This window comes from Actinopolymorpha sp. NPDC004070 (assembly GCF_040610475.1).
Classification (GTDB): Bacteria; Actinomycetota; Actinomycetes; order Propionibacteriales; family Actinopolymorphaceae; genus Actinopolymorpha.
On the sequence record NZ_JBEXMJ010000012.1, the window covers coordinates 172,823 to 196,863 of the forward strand.

The window sequence follows — 24,041 nt, forward strand, 5'->3', positions numbered from 1 at the left end:
CGTGCATCTGCGTACCCGAACAGGTACGGCGCTCACGGCCCAGCCGTAGGACACCTCAGCGTGGCGCGGCGGCCGGTGTCGCGTACGGCGAACTCCGCCACTGCGGCTGCGTCCAGGTTCCGGCCGGCGGCGAAGGCTCGGTCGTGAGCGGGACCGCCTGAGGCGGCGCGCGCCGCCTTCTCCGCGCAGGCTCGCAGGCTCGGGTCCGGGTGGTAGTAGGCGTAGACGTCGGCGCCGACGGTCTCGCGGAGTCCGGCCCCGGCGCCGAGGAGGGTGGCGACGCGCAGGTGGTTGCCCTCCTTCGACTCGACGACCGCGAGCGTTTCGACGAAGAACGCGAGGTTGGCCAGGTCCCGCGTCTCCTGGGAGAGGCTGATGCCTTCCACGACGTGCGCCCGGGCGAGGTCGTGGTTTCCGAGGGCGAGGGCGGCCTGGGAGAGGTTGTAGAGGGCGACGTACGTCGACAGTCTGTCGCCTCGGGCGCGGGCGAGATGGAGGCCGCGTTCGATCTCGGGTACGGCCGTCGAGGGTGCGCCGCGGAGCAGGTGCACCGTGCCGAGCCAGACATGGACGAGGGAGGCCATCCACAGCGAGCTGTCGTCCTGAAGGGCATAGCGGAGCCCGGCGCGGAAGCGGTCCTCGGCGGCGTCGAGGTCGCCTGCGGCAAGAGCGGCGAGCCCGGTGCCGGCGCGTGCCTTGCTGCGGACCTCCAGGTCGTCCTGGCCGGAGGCGACGCGGTCGGCCTCTGCCCAGTACGACGCGGCGGTGGCATGGTCGCCGGCGGCGTACGACATGGTGGCCCCGGCAAGGTGGACGCGGCTGCGCTCCCAGGACGGGAGGTCGGTGGCGAGACACCGGTCGGCGAGGCGGCGACCGACGCTGAGCTGGCCGCGCAGCCACCAGTAGAGCCACATGAACCACGTGATGCGGGCGGCCGTGCGCGGGTCGTCCGCGTCGAGGGAACGGTCGACGGCGACGAGGATGTTCGCCTCCTCCTCCTCGATCCGTGCAAGCCAGTCCACCTGGTCCGCACGTTCGTAACCTGCGGCTGCCTGCTCGGTGAGGTCGAGGTAAACGCGGGCGTGGGCGCGACCGATTCGGGCGGCGCGGTCGCCGACGAGGCGGCTGCGGGCGTACTGCGCAATGGGTTCGAGCATGTCGAACCGGTCGCTGCGGACGCGCACGAGCGAGTGCGCGGCGAGCTCGTCGAGAGTTCCCAGTACGTCGTACGCGGCGATGTCGTCACCGGCTTCCGCCACGGCCTCGATCGCCTCGAGAGTGGCGCCGCCACGGAAGGCCCCGAGCAGCGTGAAGAGGCGTTGCTGGACGGGATCGAGCAGGCTGTAGCTCCAGTCGAGAGTGGCCCGCATGCTTCGCTGCCGCTCGGGGAGGTCGCGGGCTCCCGGCGCAGCGCCGGCGGCCTCGAGCCGGTCGAGCAGTGCACTCGGAGACAGCAGCCGTAGCTGTGCCGCGGCGAGTTCGATGGCAAGGGGCAGGCCGGCGAGGCGGTGGCAGAGGTCCGCGGCTGCCGGTACGTCCGTCGCCTCCGTTCGCACTCCTACCGAACGTGCCCGGTCCCACAGCAGGGCACCGGCCGGGTGGGCGCGAAGCTCCTCGACGGTCGTGGCATCGCGGCCGGGCAGGTCGAGCGGCTCGACGACGTACGCGCGCTCGGCCCGCACTCGCAGCGGCGAGCGGCTCGAGACCAGCACGGTGAGCCCGGGGCACTCCGCGGCGAGCTGTCCGACCTGGACCGCGGCGCTGAGCAGATGCTCGAAGTTGTCGAGGAGCAGCAGGTGCCGGGCTGTCCGCAGCTGCGCGGCTACCAGGTCGTAGGCGTCCGGGACGTCGATGCCCTCCAGCCCCAGGACGCGCCCGATGGTGGCCATGAGCGCGGAGGCGTCGGCGAGCGGCGCGAGGGAGATCTGCAGGGCGCCGTCCGGGAACATCCCGGCGAGTACGTCCGACACGGCGGCGGCCAGCCGGGTCTTCCCGACCCCGCCAGGTCCGGTGAGCGTGACCAACCGGGCTCCGGAGCGTACGAGACCGGCGACTGCGGCGATGTCTTCGTCGCGGCCGAACAAAGGGGTCGGCGGAATCACCAGTGTCGACGGCCTGGCCACTGGTTCGGCGGTGGACTGGCGGCGGGGAACAGCGGCTACGAGCGCACCGCGGTCGCTCTCGCTGGCACCGAGCGCGTCGGCAAGGGAGCGGACGGTGTGCGGGTACGGCCGCGTCCGTGCGCCGCGCTCCAGCGAACTCACGGCGTGCGGGGTCAGGCCGGCGCGCTCGGCAAGCTCCTGCTGGGTGAGTCCGGCGCGTTCGCGGAGGGTTCGCAGAAGCCCGCCGAATGTCTGCACAGGCACGCTCCTCCTCCCCTGGCCATGCGCTGGAGCACCAGTGTCGTGCGACGCTGCCGACTGTACGAGCAGTGTGCGGGTTCTGCTCGTGGTCTGTGACGCGCGCGGGCACGAGGCTGACTGCATGACAGCAACAGCGTGGCTCCCGGAGGGGTGGAGCCACCCGCTTCGGGTTCCACTGAGTACGGGGCATCACCTGCGCCCGATCCGGGCCACCGACGTCGATCTGGACATGCAGGCGGTGATGGGGTCGCAGGAACGGCTCTGGTCGCTGTACGGCGACGCCTGGGGGTGGCCCCCAGCGACGATGACCGCGGAACAGGACCACGCGGACCTGGCCCGGCACGAGGCCGAGACCGAGCGGCACGAGTCCTTCAACTACGCGCTCTTCGACAGCGGCGAGACCGAGCTGTTCGGCTGCGTCTACATCGACCCGCCGATCCTCGACGGTACGGACGCCGAGATCTCGTGGTGGGTGGTCGACTGGCTCGTGGGCGGGCCGATCGAAGCCGCCCTCCACGAGTTCGTACCGCGCTGGATCGCCACGGACTGGCCCCTTGGTAACCCGCACTACACGCACCGTCAGACCCAAGGAGATCCAGCATGACCAGAACTGTCGTCACGGCCTGCGGTGCCGCACTGGCACTCGCACTGCTCGGGCTCACCGCGCCCTCGGCCAGTGCGGACCCACGCGAAGTGGTGGTGGAGGGTTCCGAGCCGACGGTGTCGTGCGAGGGGCGTACCACCGACGACTCTTTGATCGACTTCACGCTCAGGACGAACGCCGAAGGACAGGTGCTGGAGAGTTACCTCGAGATCTACGAGGCCGGCTCCGGCGACCACCTGGCCCAGGGCGTCCCGGTGGAGGCCACCTTCACCGACGGCACGGTCGACGCGAGCTTCGAGCTCATGGATCCCTCCGGTGCCTCGGCGGGTAACGCTCACCTGGTCGGCACCTACACCGTCGGGGAAACGGTGACGACGAAGGACCACATTCGCCGGAACAACAGTCAGTGGCACTCCGTGCACTCCTACACCCCGTACTCCCTCACCTGGTCCAGCGTCGAGCTGGGCCCCTGGCAGGTCGGGAGCCTGGACTGCACCGCCTGGGCGAGCGAGGGCACCACCTCCTTCACCAACCCCCATCGCGGCGTGGGCTTCGGCGCTTACTGGAACCCCTCGCCGGAATGCTCCACCGATGAGGCCCGGTTGCTCGACGTGTCGACGTTCGAGGACGAGACGTTCCTGCTGGTCGAGACCACGGACGCGTGGGGCGTGGCGGCGGTCTCGGGCAACGGTGTACAGACCGGCACGGTCGAGTGGTACGACCCCGAGGGGGAGCCGTTGGGTTCGGAGCCGGCATCGGCAACGTGGCAACGGCTGAGCCCGGCCAAGGTCACCACGGCATCGCCGTCCCCGACGAGCAACCTCGTCACGCACACCACGGCGTACCAACTCGGCTTCCAGTTGACGAGTGTGGACGGCGACCGTCTCGTCACCACGTGCGGCGTCGGCTTCGTCGAGTGGCGCCAGATCGGCGGCCTCGAGGAGTGAATCGGTTCGCGAACGAAGCCCGCCCCGGGTCGCCGGGGCGGGCTTCGGTTCTGCCTTGTGCCTCGAGGTTCGCCTCTTGACGTTGTGCCGACGGCACCTACCCTGCTTGCACCGTTGCGGCAGTGGACGGGGGACGTTCGCTCACATGTTTCCGGGTGTGCTCAGTGTTCGTGCATGCGAAGGTGGGTGGAGATCGTGGCAGCACCTGTGTCCCGTAGGAGGCTTCTCGGACGTGCCGGGACGGTCGGGCTGGGGATCGTGTTCGCCGGCAGCATCGACTCGATTGCCGGGCCGCGGTCGGCGTTGGCGGCTACGCGTTCCGCGGTCGGTTACGGTCCGCTCGTAGCGGATCCCGCCGGTCTGCTGGCGTTGCCGCCGGGGTTCACCTACCGAATCGTCGCCCGGTCGGGCATCACTCGGCTGGAGACAGGCGAGCCGACACCGAGCGACCCGGACGGGTCGGCGAACTTCGGCAGTTCGTCCGGGATGACGCTGGTCACCAACCACGAGATCGGTGGCAACGAGGCGTTCCGGGTGCCGGCCCTGCCAGGTCTGGCGTACGACCCGGGTGCGCGCGGCGGTACGACGAACATCGACCTGACCGCTGACGGCACACGGGTTCGCGAGTACGTCAGCCTGGCCGGGACCGACAACAACTGCGCGGGTGGGAAGACACCGTGGGACACGTGGCTCACCTGTGAGGAGACCGAACGCCGCGCGGGCGGCAGGTTCGTGAAGGACCACGGTTATGTGTTCGAGGTGGATCCGTTCGACCAGGCCGCCAACGCCGACCCGGTTCCGTTGAAGTTCCTCGGTCGCTTCGCCCACGAGGCGGTTGCGGTCGATCCCGCGACCTCGGCGGTGTACGAGACCGAGGACGCCACCGCTCCGAACGGACTGTACCTTCGGTGGACCCCGCCCGAGGGGTTCGTCGGTGGCAAGGGTGCCTTCCGCGCGCTCGCCACATCCGCCGATGGCGGGACGGCCGGAACGCTGCAGGCGATGAGTTGCTTCAGCGACGGTGTGCACATCGCGGACCTGTCCGAGGCGACCGAGCACGGTACGAAGTACAAGGTCCAATGGGTGGATGTGCCTGATCGCGACGCGCGTACGACTTCGGTCCGCAAGCAGTTCACCGATGACCAGGTCACCCGCAGCCGCAAGCTCGAGGGTGCCTGGTGGGCAGACGGCGGCGCCTACTTCGTCGCCAGCTTCGCCCGGACCACCGACGGCAGCGTGAACGAGCACGACGGTCAGGTGTGGTTCTACGATCCCTGCAAGGAGACCGTCACCCTGAAGACGATCTTCGGTGTCAATCCCGACCCGGCCGACGAGGCCTACCACGACGGGCCGGACAACATCACCGTCTCACCGTACGGCGGCGTCATCCTGGCCGAGGACGGCGTAGGGATCCAGTACCTGGTGGGTGTGACCAAACAGGGAAAGTCCTATCAACTGGCTCGCAACCAACTCAACGGCAGCGAGTTCGCCGGCCCCAACTTCAGCCCGGACGGCTCGATCATGTTCGCGAACATCTACTCGCCCGGGCACGTCTTCGCCATCACCGGTCCGTGGGGACGACCCAGCAACGCAGACGTGTAGCTGTCTCGGCGGGTGTCCACATCCAGCAGGTACCGGGTCCTCGGCCGCTGCGATCTCGCGTAACGTCCGCTCCCACCCCTGCGCAGACGACTCGTACATCCGAACGTCCGTCACAAGCTCAGATGATGACCCGCAGACGCTCAGTTCGTCATGGGTACGGCTCAACTCGTCTTGCGCTCCGCGCCGGTCGTCCGGTGCCAGGAGGTCATATGGCCATAGACGACGATGTTGCCTGACCAGCCGACCGACTTGCCGTACGTGCCGCCGCAAGTGATGAGCCGGAGTTCGGAACGTTCACTCTTCCCATAGATCTGACCGATCGGAAGGTTCGCCTTCGACTGAAGCGATGCGCCGTCGATGACGTACTCGACGACGATTCCGTCGGCGCGCCTCACCGCGACCTTCTGGCCACGACTCAGGGCACCGAGGCGGTAGAAGACGGCGGTGTGGCGGCGGCCGAACCTGGAGTCCAGATGACCCAGGATGACAGTACGGCCGGGACGCCCAGGAGTAACGCTGTACTTGTACCACCCGGCGAGGTAGGGCTTCTCCGCAGGCGGTACGCCGATGGTGCCGTCCGGGGCGTTTCCGACCGCGACGAGGGGGGCGGCGACATCGATGGCACCGATGTCGAGACGCACCGGTCGTGCGTTGGTCGTCAGCGGCTGCGCCGGAGGTTGCTTCGGAGTGTGATCGGGCGTGGGGGCTGCGAGCCTTTCACCTACCGACTCCGGTGGAGGCATCGTCGCAGTGGGCATCGGTGGTGGCGCCGCTCGACCGAGTTGGTCGGAAATGATCAGCCCGAGCCCGCTCACTGCCGTGACCATGAGCATCAGGGCTGTGGCCGCCCTCCGCGCCGCGGGTCGCGGGCGGAGGGTCAACCACGGTAACCGTCGCATGCGTTCCACGCCGATGGTCAGGCCGCAGTGGCGTTCCGGTGGAGCCCTCGGCGCCGCAGCGCGATGACTCCGCCGGTGACCGCGAGTCCCAGCAGAACGCCGCCGGCGGCAGTCGCCGCACCAGGTCCACTGCTCAGAGTCGAGCCGTCACCGGCGTTCGGCCCGTTTGGATCGGTCACAGGCGGGGCGATCGACTCATCGGAGTCACCATTTCCGTCACCAGATTCGCCCGAGAACTGGTTGCCGAGGGCTTGCAAGTCCGCACAGTCTTGGTTCGGGTCGAACGGGTCGCCGGCGTTGTCGTTGCCGACGGTGCAGTCCGTCTGCCAGACGTCCATTACCTGATCGGTTTCGTTCAGCGTCACGAGCGTGACCGCGACCTTGTCATCGTGTGCGGTGACCGTCGCGCAGACGAGCTTGAAGACATCGAACGGAAGGGGGTTCTTCCCCTCCGTCTTGGTGAACAGCACCCAGGGGTTGACATCGCCACCGCCGCCGCGGTTCTCCTTCCAGATCCACAGCTGGTTGTCCGGATCACCGTAACCAGCCGTTCCGGGTACGAAGACCACGAACTTGTCGTTGTTCAACTGCGTCGAGTCGATGCAGAGCCCAGATCCGCTCGGCCCGGGCCCATCAAGCGTCGGCGTGACCTGAGATCTGACGGCGACCCCGTTGGCAGCAGGCAGCACGCTCGCGCTTGCCTGCGAGATCGGCACCAACGCGAGAAGGCCGCTGATGACGATGGTCGAACTCAAGGTCGCCATCAGGCGGCGACCGATCCTCATCCTCTGGAGGAGAGGACGGGGCTGGGGTGAATGCGCCTTCATCCGGGACCCCATTCGTGGCAGTCGGACAACACCGGAGAGCTACCAACATAGAAGGGATCACCGGAATGCACTGAAGATTTCTTCGACTTGTGGCGAAGGTGCCGGGGATCGGACCTGAACACGAACGCTTCGGGTGCCCACCTCCGCGCGCCGCGCGCCAGCTTGGTGCCGACCTGGGCGCACACCCGTCCCGCTCACTGGATAGCCTGGACTCGTGGTCGCCCGATGAGAACCTTCCGGTTGGCGCGATCACTCTCCCCGGCGGTGCAGGTGCTGCTGGTCAACTCGTTCGGCATCGCGTTCGGCTTCTTCATTCTCATCCCCTTTCTCGCCACGTACCTTCGCGACGAGCATCACCTCACCGCGGCCGCCGTTGGTGCGATCCTCGGCCTGCGGGTGTTCTGTCAACAGGGCCTGACTCTGGTCGGTGGTACGGCGGCTGACCGGTTCGGCGCACGGCCGGTGATCATCGTCGGATGCGCGTTGCGTTGTGTGGCGTTCGCCATGTTCGCCGTAGTCGACCAGGTGGCAGGACTCGTCGCGGCGTCCATGCTGGTCGGCCTCGCCGGGGCCTTCTTCAGTCCGGCGGCACGGGCCTACATAGCGGTCGAGGCCGGAGAGCGGCGCCTCGACGCCTTCGCCCTGCAGAACATCGCGAGCACCGTTGGTGCGCTCACCGGCCCGTTGTTGGGCAGTGTGCTGATCGCGGTGGACTTCCGGTGGACGGCCGGAGTCTCGGCGGGCATCTTCGCCGTCCTCACCGTCTGGCAGTGTTTCGCGCTGCCGTACCGCCCGGTCGAACCACTCACCACCAGAGCGCTGGGCGTCGCGGTGCGCGACGCCCTGCGTAACCGCTCGTTCCTCGGTTTCGCCGTGGCGACGTCCGTACTCTTCCTGCTGTACAACCAGTTCTATCTGTCGCTTCCGCTCGAGGCCACCCGCGTCACTGGATGGGCTGGGGCGGCCGGGTGCGTGTTCCTCGTGTCCACGCTCGTGACGCTGGGAACCCAGCTCCGGATGATCAAGTGGATCCACCGGACCATCGCTCCGGGGGTGGCGATCGTCGGCGGTCTCGTCGCCGTCGCGGCGTCGTTCGTCCCGTTGGCGTGGAGTACGACGTCGGCGCCGGCGGACGACTCGGGCGCCGTATCCACAGGCTGGGCCGTAGGCATCGTCGTAGCGGCGCTGCCTGTACTGGTGGCGACACTTCTGTTGACGTTGGGTCTCGACGTCGCGCAGCCTTACGCGCTCGACCTCGTGAGTGGTTTCGCGCCGACGGGCCTCACCGGGACCTACATCGGGCTCGCGACGACCGCGGCGGGGATCACCACCGCGCTCGGCAACACTGCCGTCGGGTATGCCGACGACCTCGGCCGGCAGTGGTCGACGCCCTGGATCAGCCCTGTCATGTTGGGAACCCTCGCGGTCGGGGCTGCGGTGACCGTCGCGGTGTTGCAGCGACGGGGACGGCTCGACCTCGATCCACCGGCTTCGACCTGACCGTCCCTTGAAGTGCCGGGTTCAGTCCAGGCGGCAGGTCTGGGCGTTTCAGGTCTAGGCAGACGGGGCGGCGGGACGGTCTCACACTTGCGATGATCATGCTCGGCTGGTGGCCTATCGACCTCGTCCGGGGCTGTTGGCGTCACGACTGGCGTCGGCCTCAGCCGTGCGGTGGCCGGTCGAGGATCGACGGTCGACTCCTATGCAGTTGCGTGCAGCTCCGCCTCGACGGCTTGGTACAGGTCACTGAGGCCGGCGCCTCGTGCGTGGACGATGCGTCGGACGGGGCTTGGTCCGCGGTGGGGAAGGCCGAGGTTGGTGCGGCGGCGGCGCGCCCAGGGGTTGTTGAAGCAGCGCGGCTTCTGCAGAGGGTCCTGGGCGTCTTTGAGGAGTCCGAGGAGGATGTGTTCGGGCGTCATCTGCGGGTGGCCGAGCCGCCGTCGCTCCTCGCCGGCGAACTGGAAAGCTCGTTTGATCAGGAGTGGTTTGCCGGTGAGTCCGTGCCAGCCGGTTCGACGCGATGCGCGGCGGGTTGCTCGTTCCATGGCGTCGGCGCCGAAAGCTGCCTCCATGTGGTGGCGTACAGCGTCCAGGTCGACGCCGAGGGTTCGGAGGAGGTCGGCGTCGTTGCGCCATGGCGGCGGCAGGATGCCTTCGTCGACCAGGCGGTCGAGCTCGCTGCGGATGGAGGCGACGTCGAGCCCGTGTCTGATCAGCACGTCGGCGGCGTGTGCCGGGTAGGTGGCGAGGGCGGCCAGGATGTGCTCGCAGCCCACGTAGCTGTGCCGCATCCGGTCCGATTCCTGGTTCGCCAGTTCCATGATCTGGCGGGCCGGCTGGGGCCCGTGGTCGAGCATGGTGGCCTACTTCCCGCGTCCGAACAGCCGGCCGCTGGCGTACTTCTGGTGCACGGCCTGCTTGGTGACGCCGAGTTGCTCGGCGATGGTCTTCCAGGTCCAGCCCTTGGTTCGGGCATTGTCGACCTGGAGCGCCTCGAGCACGTCGACAAGCCCGCGGAGCGCCGCGACGGCGGCGAGACCGACTTCTGGATCCTGGCTGCGCGTCGCGTCCGCCAACTTGGTCACCTCGCTCGGAAGGACCTCCGCCATGGCAGTCAACCTAGCTTGACTCCGCTCGCCGGTCAACGTAGCTTGACCTGCTTGGCTGGTGGTCTACGCCAAGGCGACGGACTCGTAGGTAGGAATGACCAGGACGTCAAGGTTCGCGCGCTTTGAACGCCGCTGCCGAGGGACCCTTCTCGGTCGTGGATTCGAAATCCCATGCCCGCTGCCCTGAACTGCCTCTTAGTCTGTCTGACCCGCGAAAACGCCATCCCGAGACACTTTCTGGATCATGCTCAGTGGGTGTCCTGTGGCCCGGCGAAGCTCGGCAGAACTCGCTCGAGGGACTCGACCGGCCGCTACTGGTCTGGACTGTTTTCGTCGGGTTCGTCGGCGTTGGCTTGGCGGTGGCCGTCGGCCGGCCAGACGTGCGCGCCGGCGCCCTGGTCGTGGTGATCGGGACCGAGGTATCCCAGCTCCTCGAGTCGCCGGTCCGCCTCGGTGAGAAGGCGGTGAGCTTGCGCCATCACCGCACGGTCGATCTCGGACAGGCAGATGTCGTCAGTGACCTGTTCATGGCGCCGATTATCGGCACCATGATTTTCTTGTGGCATATTTGGGGGGCTCTGTTCCAGTATTCACGGACCGAACTGATGACCCACGACTCTACGCGCACTGTTCGGTCACCGCATTTGCTGCTGAAGAAGCCGCTCGACTCGCGGTGTGAATATCCCCGGCACCTGCACCGTCGAGGACACTCGCTCTGACGGGTCGGATTGGGCCTCATGGATCGCCCCTCGGGGTGCAGGGCTCTGTCGCTCGGGCGTAGCGTCGCCTTCATGGCGAAGGGCCAGCCCTCTCGTCGTCGCCATGTGGAGACCGTGTTGGCGATCGTTGTGACCACGGCGGCCTATCTGCTGGCGGCGCAGCCCGGTCTGCTCAAAGAGCTCGGCGAGCCGGGCATGGCGAGTCTGGTCTGGCCAGCAAGCGGAGTTGCCCTGGCGGCAATTCTGATCTTCGGGCTGAAGGCGTGGCCCGGAGTCGCATTGGGGGCGTTCGCGGCTACCTGGGCGGCATTCAACCGGCCGCCCCTGGTCGCGCTGGGAATAGCGGTCGAGGCCACGGTTGGGGCCGTGCTTGCGTACGTTCTGCTACGTCGGGCGGGGTTTAAGAACGATCTTGGCCGGGTGCGAGACGCAGTGGCATTGGTGGTGTGTGGCGCGGGGGTCGGCATGGTGACCGACGCGGCCATCCGCAGCGGCGTCCTGGTGCTGGCCGGCATCGCGCCGGCCCGTGAGTACGGCGCGCTGATGCTTCATAGTTGGCTCGGGTCCGGACTCGGAGTCTTGGTTGTCACGCCGTTCCTACTCGTGCTCCGCAGAATCTCGCTGCGTCGGACCCCTCTTGACGTGTGGCGCCTGGTGGAGGCCGTCGGGCTGTTTGTGTGCACGCTGGGGGTGAGTTGGTGGGTGATCGCGGGAGGCAAAAGCGGGAATGAGCTGTTCCTTGTCTTCCCGCTTCTGATCTGGGCGGCGTGGAGGTTCCAGCTTGAGGGCGCCGCACCCTGTGTCGTGGTTGTTTCTTTTGTCACCGTGTCCGCGACGGTGAGGGGTCTTGGTCCGTTCAGCGGGACCGACCCACAAACGGCTCTCATCCATGCCCAGACGTTCGTCGCCGCAACAACCCTTGCCACCCTCTTCCTCGCCGTCGCGGTGACTGAACGCAACGATGCCCGCGACGAGTTGGACCGAACCGCTCGCGAGCTCGTGAGAGCAGTGAATATCCTCGGCGAGCGCCTCCGACCAGACAAGGCCTCCAGCGCCGAGCGGGTTCAAGCCACGCCGCAACCCCTCAATCCGCGCATTCGCCAACGCCCCTACTCCACCGACGATGACACCCGCGCCGTCCGCACCGAACGTATCCAGGGCCCGCCGGATGACTGAGTGGGCCAGCGGGAAGGGGCGGGGTCGCTTGAAGGGGGTGGGCGCAGCCAGACGCAGAATTTCAGCCTTCTGTAGCACAGTGAGGTGTGGCTGCATTGTCCTCAGTAGCCGAGCCTTCGGCGGGTCGGAGCGGTTATCAGCGATACGAGGGTGCGGTCACGGTAGCGAAGATCCGTCTGCCAGGAAGTGTCCTCACGTATGGTCAGATGGTCCATGGTCCACAGTTGCGGATGGCCAGAGACCGCATGGGTCGGGGAGAGCGCAGCACTACGATCCGGGCCCATCGGAAGGTCGCCAGGTAGGTCCGCGAACTTGGAGATCTGGGCGAGGGTCTCCCACGGTTGAGTCGCGAAGTCTTCGTATTTTACGCGGAGGGTTGGCACACCGCGGCGAGCCAGGGCTATCAGAGCTACATTTTCTGCGTTCCACTGAACGGCCGCGCGGCCTGGTGAGTAGCGGGCCATCTCGTGTTCCTTGCTCGCTACGGTGGCCATCGGGCGGGGAGATTGTTTGCCCCACGAATATGCGACGGCACGGGGGTCACGGACGACGTGCACCACCCGGAGGTCCTCGCCGTAGCGGTGGCGTAGGCAGCCGGCCAGGGAGGCGTGCTTGCTGCCGTCCACAACGACGTCACTTCCGCTCACCCGGGCTGTCGCCGAGTAGAGGCGGTCATAGAGCCCTGTGTACCGCTCCACCCGCGATGCCAGCTCCGCAGGCAGCTCGCGCGATAGCAGTCGTGGAAGGAAACGAAGACGGTCAACTGACTCTTTCAGCTGTAACGCCTCTGCTGCCCGGCCAGGGGACCAGCCACCGAACGCTTCACAGCCGACGGCCTGCCAGAACTTACAACTCAGGAATGGTTCTCCGCACCCGCAGGCCTCTCCGTCGATCACCATCCGCTGCCAGAGGTGGACCACCTCACCCACAGAGCAGACCCTGGGAAATTCACCTAAGAGCCGTTCGATCACCGTCGAGCCGGAGCGGCCGATCCCCCCGATATAGACCACTCGAAACTTACACACAACGGGGTACCTACCCCGATGTGTCAGTGTTTAGCCCCACCTGCCACAGAACGGGCAACTTCGTGTTGAACGCTGTGGGTGCCCGCCCTTGGCGGCCATGCGAGCCGGACTTGGGTCCTCTGGGGGTTGTGTTGGTGCAGTGGCCGGTCATCGACTTTCTGCAGCTACCCGTAAGCCAAGGCCAATGAGGACCGTACCGGTAGCGGCTTCCATTCGACGGCGTACGACTGGTCGACGGAACCACGCACCGGCACGACCTACTGCCGCTGCCAGCGTGAGATACAAGGCGATCTCGATCACGACCTGCAGGAGGGCAAGGAGGGCGGTCGTGGCGAAGAGCGGTCGGTCGGACGGTACGAACTGGGGATAGAAAGCAATCATGAACGCAGCGGCCTTCGGGTTCGCCAGCATCACCACCGCGCCCTCTCCGACGGCCTTCGACCACCCTCGTGTCGCGCTTGCCGGCAGTTCAATGTCGAGTTCCGGTGCCGCCCCGGTCTTTCGGCTGCGCAGCACGCCTCGCAACGTCTTCACGCCGAGATACAAGAGGAAGCCCGCACCGATAACGCGGAGGACAATGAAGGCGATCTCGGAAGCGGCAACCAAGGCGGCTACGCCGGCTGCCGCGACCAATGCCCACAGGTAGAGTCCGGCTTCCAGGCCCAGCACGGTCGGCACCGCGCCAGAAAATCCCCGCAAGGCGGCACGACGCAGAATCAGCGCCATCGCTGGGCCTGGTGAGGCCGAGATCAGTACGACGGCGACAATGAAGGTGGGAAGAGAAGCGACGAGATCCACGGCGGGATTCTCTCCGTGGCTGCTCTTCGGCGCAACCTAAATCGCTGCACCCACGTTCACCCGTCTCCGCCTGGTTACGTCTGCGCAGGTCAGCGCGGTAACCCGCGGGTGTTTTTTTGCGGCGATCCCGGGGCCAGCCATCCCGACCTGCTGAGGGACCTGCACAAGTCATGAGTGGGCGGCGGAGGAGCTTCGCCTGCGTCACCCCGAGCAGTCGCCGGTCGTCAGCCCTGGACCTGTTGGAAGTAATCGCCAGAACAGGCCTCAAGCGGTGAGCACAGGAATACGCGGATTCATCGTCGCTCGGGGGATGGCGATCCTTCGAAGAATCGATGCCGTCGTACACCGAGCGCAACGGCCACAAAGCTGGGTGGCTCACTCCGGAGATGCGGGCGCGGCCGCCAGGTCGGTGCAGGAGCGAAGGCCGGCGAAGTCCTTCCGCATCTCCTCCGCCTTGTCGCCGCCAGCGAAGTGCGGCAGCCCGTTCGAACGGATCATGGCCGGTGACCAACGTGCGGCCGTCACCCTACGCCCCTTCATGGTCAAAGTGAGCACGCCGGTGGTCGACGTAGTCGTCGTGGTCTGGTTCGGCCACACGAAGTTGCCCAGGCCGTAGCCGACGTAGGTCCGGCCCAGCCACCCCGCGCCGAGCAACATGTGCGCGTGGGCGCCGATCACGACGTCGGCGCCGGCGTCGGCGAGCCTGCGGGCGAGGTCCTCCTGCTTGCTGGTAGGACACTGGTTCAGCTCCTCGCCCCAGTGCAGGTAGACGACCACGACGTCGCTGGTGCGTCGGGCCTGCCTGACCGCGGCGACCAGCCGCTGCGGGTCCACCGCGGACGCGACACCGGCCCGGCCCTCACCGGCGGGGAAGTTGCGTGACGTCGGATCGTTGACCTGGGTGGCACCGATCACCGCCACCGACGTTCCCTTGATCCTCACCACGTGCGGCCCGAACGCCTGCGCGGCGTCCCGGCCGATACCGACGACCGCGAGCGGAGCGTCGTCGATCGCCGCGAGCGTGTCCGAAAGCCCGTCCGGCCCGAAGTCGACGCCGTGGTTGTTGCCCATGCTCGCCACGTCGACTCCGGCCGCCGCGAGCGCCTCGAACGCAGCTGGTGGCGCGCGGAAGGTGAAGTCCTTGTCCTCGGGTTCACCGCGCGTCGTGATGGCTGTCTCGAGGTTCACGACGGTGAGGTCAGCGGCGGCGAGCTCGGACCGAATTGGCTCCAAGGCGCTCTTGGGATCGTCGAGACGCTGGCGCAGCACGCTCTCCCACCGAATGTCGCCCGCGAAGGCGAGCGTGAACGTCGCGTTGTTCTTCGCCTCGTTTTTCGGTGCCACCCGTGCGCGGTCCGACTTGTTTGCCGGACCATTCGACGGGTCTGGTGTCGAAATTTCTGTCGCGCCCGCCGGAGTGACCTGGGGCGTGGAGGTGGGCGAGGCGGGTTCTTTGCCCGCACTGCCACACGCCGACGCGCAACACGCCATTGCGAGGACGAGCAGCAGAACACTTTTGAATACTCGCGGCATACCGCCAAACTAGCGGCGAGGGATGCACCGATCAGGAGTATCCGCCGCAGTTGGATTTGCGCTCGACCCAAATAGAAGCGGGCGGATCGGCGTCCCGAAATGCCGCTCGCCAGAAAATGCGTCTCGCCATACTGCAGTGACGAATCCGTGCGCAGGAGATGTGTCTGAGGGAAAAGTCGTCCCCCGGTGCCCGAACGGCCGCCTGTGCTACCAGGTCAGCGCTGCCACGTCGGTCGGTAGTTCATGCGGGCGCATCGGCACCCCCATGTCGAATCGAAAGTCGAGCGGCGAACCTCCCTTGAGCGTGTCGATCCCGCCGCCCACCGCTCATCATCGACCGTCCCCTGACAGCAGATGCCCGGTGTTGAATTGGGCCAGGTTAATGGCAGGCTTCGCCTGGGCGGATCCGGAAGATCGCTGAGCGGATCTCTTCGTTGATCTCGTCCAGGCCTTGGATGGTCCCGGTGAGGGCCTGTTGCACCCGCTGGTCCTGGCACTTGCCGTGGGGCGGTCTTCAGGCGGAGGCCGGCGTCGAACAGGTGTTGCAGCACGACGTCGTTGATGGCGCGTGCGATCCGGTTGCGCCAGACTCCATCCGCGCGGCTTGACCCGACGCAACCGCCGAGGACCTAAGCTGCATCGACATGGCAGAGGTTGTCCTACGTGTCCGTTTCACCGGTGGCGGCGAGCACATCGACTTTACCTACGACGAGCCTCACATCGCCGAGGTTGATCAAGTCATCGAACACGTCATCACACAACTGGCGCAGGATTCCGGAGTGCTTCGCACAAGGCATGGAGACCGGCTCGTCGTGCTGTACGGCCGCGGCGTGGCCGCCCTCGAAGTGACTCCGCGCGGTGCGGTGCTGTGACGAGCACCAGCCTGAAGTTGCCGGACCGCAGTGACGCTTCGAGCGTCGCGTAGAACTCTTCCTTGTCCAGTGTCTCGGCCTGGACTACCTCGCGTACCACCTCGAAGGGGCTGCGGCCTTCGAGCGAGACCGTCCCAGTGTCCTGTGCTCCAGTTGCTCCACGGACATGCGGTGGAGCGTGGCCGCGTATGCCAGGATCTGCGCCAGGGCCACGGATCCACGTTCACCTGCATCCGCCCGGATACGTCTGCGCAGGTCAGTGCGGTCCGTGGCCGTAGCCGATCATGAGCGAACGTAGGCGAATGAGACCACGTCCGAGACCACCAGGTCGGATCTCGCTCGACGGCATGTAGCAGGCGCCGCCACCTCGCTCATCCTTTCTTGCAAGTCCTCCGCACCGGGCGATCTGGACCGCTGGAGGAGCAGTTGTCAGCTGGCGCCGGCACCCGTCGCGGGAAAGATGGCTTGGTTGAACCAGAAGTGGGGAAGACGGTGACGCGGGCGTTTCGGATGCTTCGGTGGTCGGGGTGGAGCCGTCGCCTGGGATGGGAGATCGCAGGTTGGATGAGCTGCTCTCGGCGGGAGGCCGATGATGGTTCCGGTTGCCGCGGCGTTCCTTGCGGCGGGAGCCGCGGCTGTCTGCGTGGACCAGCTCTCGAAGGTGGTTGCGGGACGGCTGCTCGCTGGTCACGGCTTGCGCCTGGTTGCTTGGCGGTGTGGCTTGAGGTGGGTGCTCAATCACCGGGGTGGTGTGGTCGCGCTGCCTGTCCGGTGGGCGGTCTTGGTTTGGTCTGCTGCGCTCGCGTGCGCGGGGCTGCTGGTGGTGGGGCAATGGTCTTCGCTGGGGATTGGCGGGGCCGTCGGTCTGGGTCTGGTCGTGGGTGGTGCGGCCGGCAACCTCGTTGATCGGCTACTGCGCGGCGCGGTCGTGGACTTCATCGCGCTGCGGGCTTGGCCGACCTTCAACCTCGCGGATGCCGCTATGGTCGCCGGCGCAGTCGTGCTGGCGGGGGGCCTCGCATGACCGCGGCGGGCGGTGCGGTTCTCGGCAGATGGACGGGGCGCCGGGTGCTCTTCAGTCGGCGGGCGCCGACGTCCCTGGCGCTATCAGCGCTCACGCGCGCCGCCGCGCCGTTCGCGGGGGCGGTGTTTCCTTGGCGTGGTCGACGCCTACGGGGCCGGCCGCCTGGCGCTGGAGGCGGCCCGTGCCGGCACCGGCTCGGGCAGGACAGGTGCGAGCAGCGCGTTGTCCATGTCATTGACCGTCGGCGGATTGACCGTGCGCATGGCGGTTCGCCAAGCTGAGATCGCTGGAGGGGCGGCAGCGATGTCCAACTTGTCCTTGATCTCGTCACTGCTGGTGCTGGTCGTGGTGCTGTTTCTGGGCTTCGCGGGCTGTGACACCCTGTGGGGACTGGATCCAGTCACACCCCCGGGGCCGCTGGAGTTCAGCCTTCAGGTGGTCTACCCGCTGGCAGTTGTCGGCGATGTCACGTTCACATATCTGCGACCCGGTGACACGACGGCTGTGACCAAGACCGCGACGCAGCAAGGGGACCTTTACGTGTTCTCGTTCGACGAGCGCGAGGTCGGCGCCTGGATGGTCAACTGCGCGATGACAGCGAACGTGGACGGCGTTCCGGAGCACAAGGCCTCGCTGACTGGCCACTTCATCATGCCCGACTCAGGGAACTGGGTGTACAGGTTCGTGGCCAGCCTTACGCCGCCGGACGGCTTCGTGATCCAGCCCGTGGGGCTCGACGCGAGATAGGCGGGGAGCTGGTGGTCGACTTCAAGATCGAGCTTCCCGACGGGCTCGAGTAGGCGGAGGTGCAGACGTGGCCAGTGTCACGGGCGAGTACGACGTCGCCACCGAGGTGAGCATCGGGCTGGTCAACTGCGTCTTGGCGGCGATTCACGAGAATGAGAACAGGGCCTACCCGCGGTTGTGCCACAGTCTGACCGCCAGCGTTGACGACGCCTACCGCGGAGCCGCAGATCCGATTCCGGAGTCCGAACGGACCGGTATCCGCACGACCGTCGAGGTCCAACTGTCCACCCCAACCGTCTCACTGCCGGTGGACGCATTAGCCGACACGCTCTGGTCGCGCAGCCGGCAGCCGGTCAGGACGGCCGCCCGGGGCGGTCCGCTCGGTCCCTGGGGGCGGCCGACCTGCTGGCCGAGTATCAGCGCCCGTCTCCGGCTAAGGGCCTGGTTGCGCGATACGCCAGCGGAGCTGCCGGAGTTCGTCCACGGCGATCTGTATCTGACGGCCGGGCTCGTGCGGACCGTCTTGTGGCAATGGCATCCGCTCCCCCCGCGTAGAAGGACATTCCTGGGTCTCGACCACAGCGCCGGACCTGAGGTCCGGTTCGAGCCGGCGGCGGGAGCCACGCTCACCGATCAGCAGCGCGTCCTGGTGGAGCGGATCGTGCGCAACGCCTTCCGGGGCGACAGCGAGCCTGTCAGCGTCGAGCTGCAGCTTCCGCCGGAGGTCCATCGGTTCGACTACAAGCTTCAGCCAACGGGCGCGCGCCCATCGGCGATGCTTCTGTTCACCCTCAGCGACAGCCCTCCGGGCCCGCAGGGCCCGGGCAGTGTCGGCGCGCGGTTCCTCCCTGGCGGGGCCGACTTTGCGGTCGCCGTCGGACGGGACTACCTGCTGGGCCTGCTTCGCCGCGAGCTGCTCGGCGGCCTCCCACCCGAGTACGAGCGCTCGGGGACCTTCTGGCGCGTGAGTCTCCGCCCGGACTGGAACGGCGCCACATTCGACCTGCAACCCGGGCGGATCCTTTTCTCGATCAGCGGCGACGGCCGCATCACCTATGGCGTCGCGCCGCTTTCCACAACCGACGACTTCAGCTTCACGGTTCGGCTGGCAGTGACGCTGCAGGTCGTCGGCGGGCAGGTGCGGCCCGCGCTCGTCGGAGATCCGGAGATCGAGCTGCACGGGGTGTTCGCCTTCGAGTCGCTGATCAATGACGCCGCCCGCAACGCGATCAAGGCGGGCTTGCAGGCCAGGCTGGATCCCGTTCCGGCAGATCTGCGCGACGCGCTCGACGTCGGGCGGTATCTCAAGACGATGATGAGCACTCTGCACCCGGCTGACCCCGGTGTCGCGCTGACCGGGGTGCAGATCCGCGCCGACGGGGTCGTCGTCGCGGGAACCGTCGCATTGGCACCGTCCCGCCCCGTGACGGTGCGACGGGCGGACCTGAACGGCCGTGCCGACGCGCTCGAGAGCTGGATCCCGGGCGGGACGATCGACCGGTTCGTGTGGGACGGTCACCTCGAGGAGCACAGGTTCGTGACCGAGAATCCGATCGCGGCGATCCAAGGATGCCTGTCGGTCCAGGGCACCAGAGTCACCCGCGGAGGCGGCCTCGTGCCGGTGGCAGCCGAGGATTGCCCCCTTGTCGTCGCCCTCCTCCCCGTTCTGACGGGGCTGCCGACCCCTGCCGTGCCATGTCGCAGGCTTCTGCTTCCGCTGCTGGCGGGCGGGCCGGGGGAAGGGGTCGAGGTCGTCGGACACTACGACCCCTGGGCGTCCGGTCTCGCGCCGCGCCAGGGGCCCACCAACCTGCTCGTGCACTTCGCCGAACGACCCTGGGCCGAGGCAGCGCGGACCATCGCGGAAGCGCTGGCCGCCACCCGACACCGCGACGCCGCGCTCATCGTGCTCGGCGTGCTCGGGCCGGGAGAACTCCCACGCGCCGCAACGGTAGCCCTGAAGGGGGACGCGACCGTGCTGCTCGCCGAGGACTCCACGGGCAGCTGGGCCGACACGTTCGGGACCCCGAAGCGCCCGACTACCGTGCTTGTCGGCCCCAACGGCGCGGTTCGGTGGAAGGACCAGGAGGCGCTCGATCCCGCGAAGCTCGCCAGGGCGCTCGATGAACACCTCGAGCCCGGCGGCAAAGTCGCCTGGTGGCCCCTGCGCCTGGCGGTGCCGACAGGCGGGCGGGCGCCCGACGCTCCCCTCCGGCTCGGCGACGGCAGACAGCTGGCGCTCCGCAGGCTGCGCGGCGGATCGGTGGTGCTCAGCTTCTGGACGTCGTGTTCTGAACCGAGCGTCGAACAGCTCCGGCAGCTGCGTGATGCGCTCGAGACGGGTCGGGTGGACCGGCCTCACATTTTCGGGATCGGGGACGGAGAGGACCCGCAGCAAGTCTCCCGGCTCGCCGAGCGTGAGCAGCTTCCCTTCCCACTCATCGCCGACCCCGAGCGGAGCATCGCCCGCCGCTACGGCGTCTCATGCTGGCCGACCACCGTGCAGATCGGTCTCGACCGCAGCGTTGAGGCGACCGACCTCGGACTGGTCCCGGGCGTGAGTCTGTGTGAGCGCCAGACGCTGGGCGACATGGGACACCTCACCAACAACGTAATCCTGTGACGGCTGGGCTCCCCGAGGCGTCGGTTTTCGTCGACGAGCTGACGCGCAGCGACTCAGGGCAGCGGTCCCAATGACTAGCGGTCGGAGGTCAGCGCCGTTGGCCGGGTCCTGGTCACCGTCGCTTGCCCGCGGACGGGTACCGTGCCCGGCCGTACCGGCCGGACGGGTACCGTGCCCGGCCGGTACGGCGCCGGCAGATCGCGGCAGTGAAGGCCGAGTGAAAGGCGTCGATGATCTCGACTGTCGCAGCGGATCAGTCTCGAGGCAGAGTCGCCGTGGTCATTGGATATGAGATCATCCTCACGGTCCCGTTGCGTGTGGAGTACTCGTCGACCCCTGCCGGACGCAGCGCGCTCGGGCCGGTGTTCGCGCTGTGCGAGTCGGCCGAGAGCAACCACGCCCACGCACACGCCCAGGGGGCGGTGACGAATCGCCCATGTAGGCCTCCCCTGATCCGGTGCTGCTTTTCCTCGGGTAAGTAGTCTCCCTTGCGGGTAACTGCATCCTCGCGGATAGCGACTCCGCAACGGGCTGGCACGGTGCACGGTCCGTGGAGAGGAAAGCACCCGATGGCCGATCAGCCGCAGACGATGCCCGCCGTCGTCAACCGCGCCGGAGGCCCCGTCGACAACCCCGACAGCCTGGTCGACGCACTCGTGCCCGCACCGGCTGCACCCACCGGGCGTGACCTGCTCGTCGAGGTGCGCGCGGTGTCGGTGAACCCTGTGGATGTGAAGGTGCGCGCTTCCGGTAACCGGGCGCAGAAGGACCGCATTCTCGGGTGGGACGCCTCCGGCGTCGTTCTCGCCGCAGGCCCCGAGACGAACCTGTTCCGTGTCGGTGACGAGGTCTACTACGCCGGAAGCCTCGACCGGCCCGGCTCCGACGCCGCCCGCCAGCTCGTGGACGAGCGCATCGTCGGCAGCAAACCGACCTCCCTCAGCCACGTGGAAGCGGCGGCGCTTCCGCTGACCGGGATCACCGCATGGGAGGCGCTGTTCGACAAGCTCCGCCTGACCACCGAGTCGACCGGCACCCTGCTGGTGCTGGGAGCAGCGGGCGGGGTCGGCTCCATCCTCATCCAGCTCACCAAGGTCCTCACCGGTGTGAAGGTAATCGCCACCGCGTCCCGCCCAGAGTCTCGTGCCTGGGCTGAGCAGCTCGGCGCCGACGTCGTGGTCGACCACTCCGACCCCGACCTCGCCCAGCGCATCCTCGATGCCGCGCCCGGCGGCGTCGACTATGTGTTCAGCGCGCATAGCAGGGGACGCATCCCGCTGTTCACGCAGGTGTTGCGTCCGTTCGGACAGATCGTCGCGATCGACGACGAACGCGACCTGGACTTCTACGCCCTGAAGGACAAGAGCATCTCCTGGCACTGGGAGTTCATGTTCACCCGCCCCCGCCACTCCTGGGACCTCACTGCCCAGCATGACGGGCTGGACCGCATCGCCGAACTGGTCGACGACGGCCGCATCCGCACGACTCTCACGCGGACCCTCGCGCCGCTCGACGCGACACGACTGCGCGAAGCCCACAGGATTGTGGAGGCCGGCCACATGATCGGGAAGGTCGTCGTTGCCGCCGATGAATAGCAGTCTGCGTATCTCGCTTACTCCTCAGGCATCACTGGCAAGACGGCCGCCCTCCGTCATGGAGCGATGAACGTCGTGGGCCGAGCCCTGCACGCCACGTTTGGCTCGCCTGCTGATGGGCCGCCGGACTTCGACGCGAGCCGATGGCGGCGCTCCAGCTCGCAGGTTGGCGTGTTCGGCCAATCCGTGGGGGCTGCGCCGACTACGCCGAACTCGAACGAATGGGCAGACCTTCGGGCCGGGGCTGAGGAAGTCCGCGATATCTCGACCTTGATGGACGCTGCTTACGCCCGTCTTTGCCGGTGCGGGCAGTGATCGCGTTCGGTTTCGGTCACAGGCTGAGCCGGCTGTCCGGTGCGATCCTGGTCCTCGATGTTGCCGGGCTCAATGAGCACGATCGAGTGAGGGTGAAGATTGCCGATGCTCGCCATGTATCGAAGCCTTGTAGTTACCATCCAAAGTGGGGGAGGCAAAGGTCGGAGTGTGGGATGGATAAGGTCGTGAGTTTCTCAAAAGATATCCTTCCGCTCTTCACGGAAGTTGACATCGCTCATATGAGGCGTCTAAAGGTTTACCTCGACGACTACGAATACATGAGTGATCGAGATCATGCGGCCGCCGTGGATCGTCAACTTTCCGGCAAGCGTATGCCGCCGTCAACGCGTGGCGGAGCCGGTCCTTGGCCAGACGATCACATCGCACTTTTCCGGGCCTGGATTGACGGTGACTGCCAACCCTGATCTCGAAGGCGTCGCGCTTCGAGATATTTGCATCACGACCAGTCGGTACTCGTTGAGTCGTTTCCGGCGGTAATGGCGGTGGAGGACTCGGTTGAACACGCCCACAGCGCAGCCCCAGGTGGGGATCACCCCGAACATGTTCGGGATCTCCTACGGAATGGCGGGCCTGGCCATCTGCTGGCGACATGCGGCCATGCTGGGGGTGGCGCCCGCGCTGGCAGCCGACGTCCTGTTCATCCTCGCCGCCGCCGTGTGGCTGGTGCTTGTCGTCGGCTACCTGGTGCAGGTGCCGCGCCGGACAGGCGGGTGGCGCGCCGAGCTGGACGATCCGGTGTTGGCGCCGTTCGTGTCGCTGATCCCGATCGTCGGCATGCTCCTCGCCACCGGCCTGATGCCCCACGTCCCCTTGGCGGGGAGCTGGCTGTTCGGGGCTTTCGCCGTCGTCACCATTGCCCTGGCCGGGTGGATGACCGGCCAATGGATCGTCGAAGGCCTCGACCTGGACCGGTTGCACCCCGGCTATGTCCTGCCCGCCGTCGCTGGTGGACTCATCGCCTCCATCGGCGCCGCCTTCGCCGGCTGGACCGCCGTAGCACACGCGTTCATGGGCCTCGGCGTCGTGGCGTGGCTGCTCATCGGCTCCGTCATCATGGCACGGCTACTGTTCCGTCCCCGGCTACCTGCGCCGCTGACGCCCACCCTGGCCATCGACGTCGCACCGCCGGCTCTCGCCGGCCTCGCCTTCCTGGCCATCACCCACGGCAGGGTCGACGCACTCATCCTGGCCTTCGGCGGCTTCACCGCGCTCGCCGTCATCGCCCAGCTCCGGCTGATCCCGACGTACCGCCGGCTTACGTTCGGCCCAGCGTTCTGGTCGTTCGCGTTCCCATACGCCGCCGTCGCCACCTTCGCCCTGCACTGGATCAACTACGGAAGGCCCGTCGGGCGCACAGCTTGGAGCTGGGTCGTACTGCTCGCAATCACAGTCTTCATCGCGGCCCTTGTGGTCAAGACCGCCGTTGCGCTCGCCCGCGGTAGCTTTCTGCCTCGACTCCCATAGCCGCGAGCGTGTCTTCTGACCGGAAGAACGAACCCGGAACGCGGTGACAGCCCTCTCTGGTTCGACGGCCACCACGTCCGCGTAATTGCTGCCGAGAAGCGGCTCGCTACCAAGGCCGGCCGGCTGCTGGGGGGCCGCGAGGCCGGGGCGGCTTGGCCGCTGACCGGGCGCGATGCCGCCGCTGGTCTCGTTTCGGGGGCCCGGGGTGTCTCGGTTGTTTCGCGCCCAGCAGGCACGCGCAGGAGACCCTGCAAGCCGCTGATCTGGGGTATGAGACC

At 67.3% G+C, this 24,041-nt stretch carries 21 protein-coding genes; 13 read left to right on the forward strand and 8 right to left on the reverse strand.

What is annotated here, in order from left to right:
- Positions 1 to 32 precede the first annotated feature (32 nt).
- Positions 33 to 2,366, reverse strand: a complete 2,334-nt coding sequence (locus tag ABZV93_RS22265) for a helix-turn-helix domain-containing protein (RefSeq protein WP_354939204.1) — start codon at positions 2,364 to 2,366, stop codon at positions 33 to 35.
- A gap of 118 nt (positions 2,367 to 2,484) precedes the next feature.
- Between ABZV93_RS22265 and ABZV93_RS22270 the strand changes: the two genes are divergently transcribed.
- The 3 genes from ABZV93_RS22270 to ABZV93_RS22280 all read left to right on the forward strand — a co-directional run bounded on the left by ABZV93_RS22270 (position 2,485) and on the right by ABZV93_RS22280 (position 5,516).
- Complete coding sequence (locus tag ABZV93_RS22270; RefSeq protein ID WP_354939206.1) at positions 2,485 to 2,967, forward strand: hypothetical protein; 483 nt, start codon at positions 2,485 to 2,487, stop codon at positions 2,965 to 2,967.
- A complete protein-coding gene (locus ABZV93_RS22275; RefSeq protein ID WP_354939208.1) occupies positions 2,964 to 3,914 on the forward strand; it encodes a hypothetical protein in 951 nt (316 codons plus the stop codon). Before ABZV93_RS22270 ends, ABZV93_RS22275 begins: the two co-directional genes overlap by 4 nt.
- A gap of 195 nt (positions 3,915 to 4,109) precedes the next feature.
- Positions 4,110 to 5,516: an alkaline phosphatase PhoX gene (locus ABZV93_RS22280; RefSeq protein WP_354939210.1), complete on the forward strand. Its 1,407-nt coding sequence runs from the start codon at positions 4,110 to 4,112 to the stop codon at positions 5,514 to 5,516.
- Positions 5,517 to 5,677: 161 nt separating this feature from the next.
- Here the strand turns inward: ABZV93_RS22280 and ABZV93_RS22285 are convergent, their stop codons facing one another.
- Both ABZV93_RS22285 and ABZV93_RS22290 read right to left on the reverse strand, forming a co-directional pair.
- The gene (locus ABZV93_RS22285; RefSeq protein ID WP_354939212.1) at positions 5,678 to 6,157 is read right to left on the reverse strand and encodes a sortase; all 480 of its coding nucleotides are present in this window, start codon (positions 6,155 to 6,157) and stop codon (positions 5,678 to 5,680) included.
- Positions 6,158 to 6,432: 275 nt separating this feature from the next.
- A complete protein-coding gene (locus ABZV93_RS22290) occupies positions 6,433 to 7,200 on the reverse strand; it encodes a hypothetical protein (RefSeq protein WP_354939214.1) in 768 nt (255 codons plus the stop codon).
- Positions 7,201 to 7,467: 267 nt separating this feature from the next.
- On the opposite strand from ABZV93_RS22290, the gene ABZV93_RS22295 reads away from it, so the two are divergent.
- On the forward strand, positions 7,468 to 8,742 hold the full coding sequence (locus ABZV93_RS22295; protein WP_354939216.1) for an MFS transporter: 1,275 nt from the start codon (positions 7,468 to 7,470) through the stop codon (positions 8,740 to 8,742).
- Between the two features lie 200 nt (positions 8,743 to 8,942).
- On the opposite strand, the gene ABZV93_RS22300 is transcribed toward ABZV93_RS22295, so the two are convergent.
- Both ABZV93_RS22300 and ABZV93_RS22305 read right to left on the reverse strand, forming a co-directional pair.
- On the reverse strand, positions 8,943 to 9,599 hold the full coding sequence (locus ABZV93_RS22300; protein WP_354939218.1) for a Clp protease N-terminal domain-containing protein: 657 nt from the start codon (positions 9,597 to 9,599) through the stop codon (positions 8,943 to 8,945).
- Positions 9,600 to 9,605: 6 nt separating this feature from the next.
- A complete protein-coding gene (locus ABZV93_RS22305) occupies positions 9,606 to 9,851 on the reverse strand; it encodes an RNA polymerase subunit sigma-70 (protein ID WP_354939220.1) in 246 nt (81 codons plus the stop codon).
- Between the two features lie 251 nt (positions 9,852 to 10,102).
- Between ABZV93_RS22305 and ABZV93_RS22310 the strand changes: the two genes are divergently transcribed.
- Both ABZV93_RS22310 and ABZV93_RS22315 read left to right on the forward strand, forming a co-directional pair.
- A complete protein-coding gene (locus ABZV93_RS22310) occupies positions 10,103 to 10,570 on the forward strand; it encodes a hypothetical protein (RefSeq protein WP_354939222.1) in 468 nt (155 codons plus the stop codon).
- A gap of 72 nt (positions 10,571 to 10,642) precedes the next feature.
- Positions 10,643 to 11,746 (forward strand): MASE1 domain-containing protein, encoded by a 1,104-nt coding sequence (locus ABZV93_RS22315; protein ID WP_354939224.1) that lies wholly within the window; start codon positions 10,643 to 10,645, stop codon positions 11,744 to 11,746.
- A gap of 101 nt (positions 11,747 to 11,847) precedes the next feature.
- Here the strand turns inward: ABZV93_RS22315 and ABZV93_RS22320 are convergent, their stop codons facing one another.
- The 3 genes from ABZV93_RS22320 to ABZV93_RS22330 form a co-directional block, all read right to left on the reverse strand.
- Positions 11,848 to 12,675 carry a sulfotransferase gene (locus ABZV93_RS22320; protein WP_354939226.1) on the reverse strand — a complete coding sequence of 276 codons (828 nt, stop codon included), beginning with the start codon at positions 12,673 to 12,675 and terminating at the stop codon, positions 11,848 to 11,850.
- A gap of 243 nt (positions 12,676 to 12,918) precedes the next feature.
- A complete protein-coding gene (locus ABZV93_RS22325; protein ID WP_354939228.1) occupies positions 12,919 to 13,569 on the reverse strand; it encodes a LysE family translocator in 651 nt (216 codons plus the stop codon).
- 375 nt (positions 13,570 to 13,944) lie between these two features.
- Complete coding sequence (locus ABZV93_RS22330) at positions 13,945 to 14,913, reverse strand: CapA family protein (protein ID WP_354939230.1); 969 nt, start codon at positions 14,911 to 14,913, stop codon at positions 13,945 to 13,947.
- An 833-nt stretch (positions 14,914 to 15,746) separates the two neighbouring features.
- On the opposite strand from ABZV93_RS22330, the gene ABZV93_RS22335 reads away from it, so the two are divergent.
- The 7 genes from ABZV93_RS22335 to ABZV93_RS22365 all read left to right on the forward strand — a co-directional run bounded on the left by ABZV93_RS22335 (position 15,747) and on the right by ABZV93_RS22365 (position 23,763).
- Positions 15,747 to 15,974 carry a hypothetical protein gene (locus tag ABZV93_RS22335; protein ID WP_354939232.1) on the forward strand — a complete coding sequence of 76 codons (228 nt, stop codon included), beginning with the start codon at positions 15,747 to 15,749 and terminating at the stop codon, positions 15,972 to 15,974.
- A 589-nt stretch (positions 15,975 to 16,563) separates the two neighbouring features.
- On the forward strand, positions 16,564 to 16,998 hold the full coding sequence (locus ABZV93_RS22340; protein WP_354939234.1) for a signal peptidase II: 435 nt from the start codon (positions 16,564 to 16,566) through the stop codon (positions 16,996 to 16,998).
- Between the two features lie 135 nt (positions 16,999 to 17,133).
- Positions 17,134 to 17,745 carry a hypothetical protein gene (locus ABZV93_RS22345; protein WP_354939235.1) on the forward strand — a complete coding sequence of 204 codons (612 nt, stop codon included), beginning with the start codon at positions 17,134 to 17,136 and terminating at the stop codon, positions 17,743 to 17,745.
- Positions 17,746 to 17,812: 67 nt separating this feature from the next.
- Positions 17,813 to 20,368, forward strand: coding sequence for a TlpA disulfide reductase family protein (locus ABZV93_RS22350; protein ID WP_354939237.1), 2,556 nt, complete (start codon positions 17,813 to 17,815; stop codon positions 20,366 to 20,368).
- 569 nt (positions 20,369 to 20,937) lie between these two features.
- Positions 20,938 to 21,963 (forward strand): zinc-binding alcohol dehydrogenase family protein, encoded by a 1,026-nt coding sequence (locus ABZV93_RS22355; protein WP_354939239.1) that lies wholly within the window; start codon positions 20,938 to 20,940, stop codon positions 21,961 to 21,963.
- A gap of 488 nt (positions 21,964 to 22,451) precedes the next feature.
- Positions 22,452 to 22,703 carry a hypothetical protein gene (locus ABZV93_RS22360; protein WP_354939241.1) on the forward strand — a complete coding sequence of 84 codons (252 nt, stop codon included), beginning with the start codon at positions 22,452 to 22,454 and terminating at the stop codon, positions 22,701 to 22,703.
- A gap of 118 nt (positions 22,704 to 22,821) precedes the next feature.
- Positions 22,822 to 23,763, forward strand: a complete 942-nt coding sequence (locus tag ABZV93_RS22365; RefSeq protein ID WP_354939242.1) for a hypothetical protein — start codon at positions 22,822 to 22,824, stop codon at positions 23,761 to 23,763.
- Positions 23,764 to 24,041: the final 278 nt, after the last annotated feature.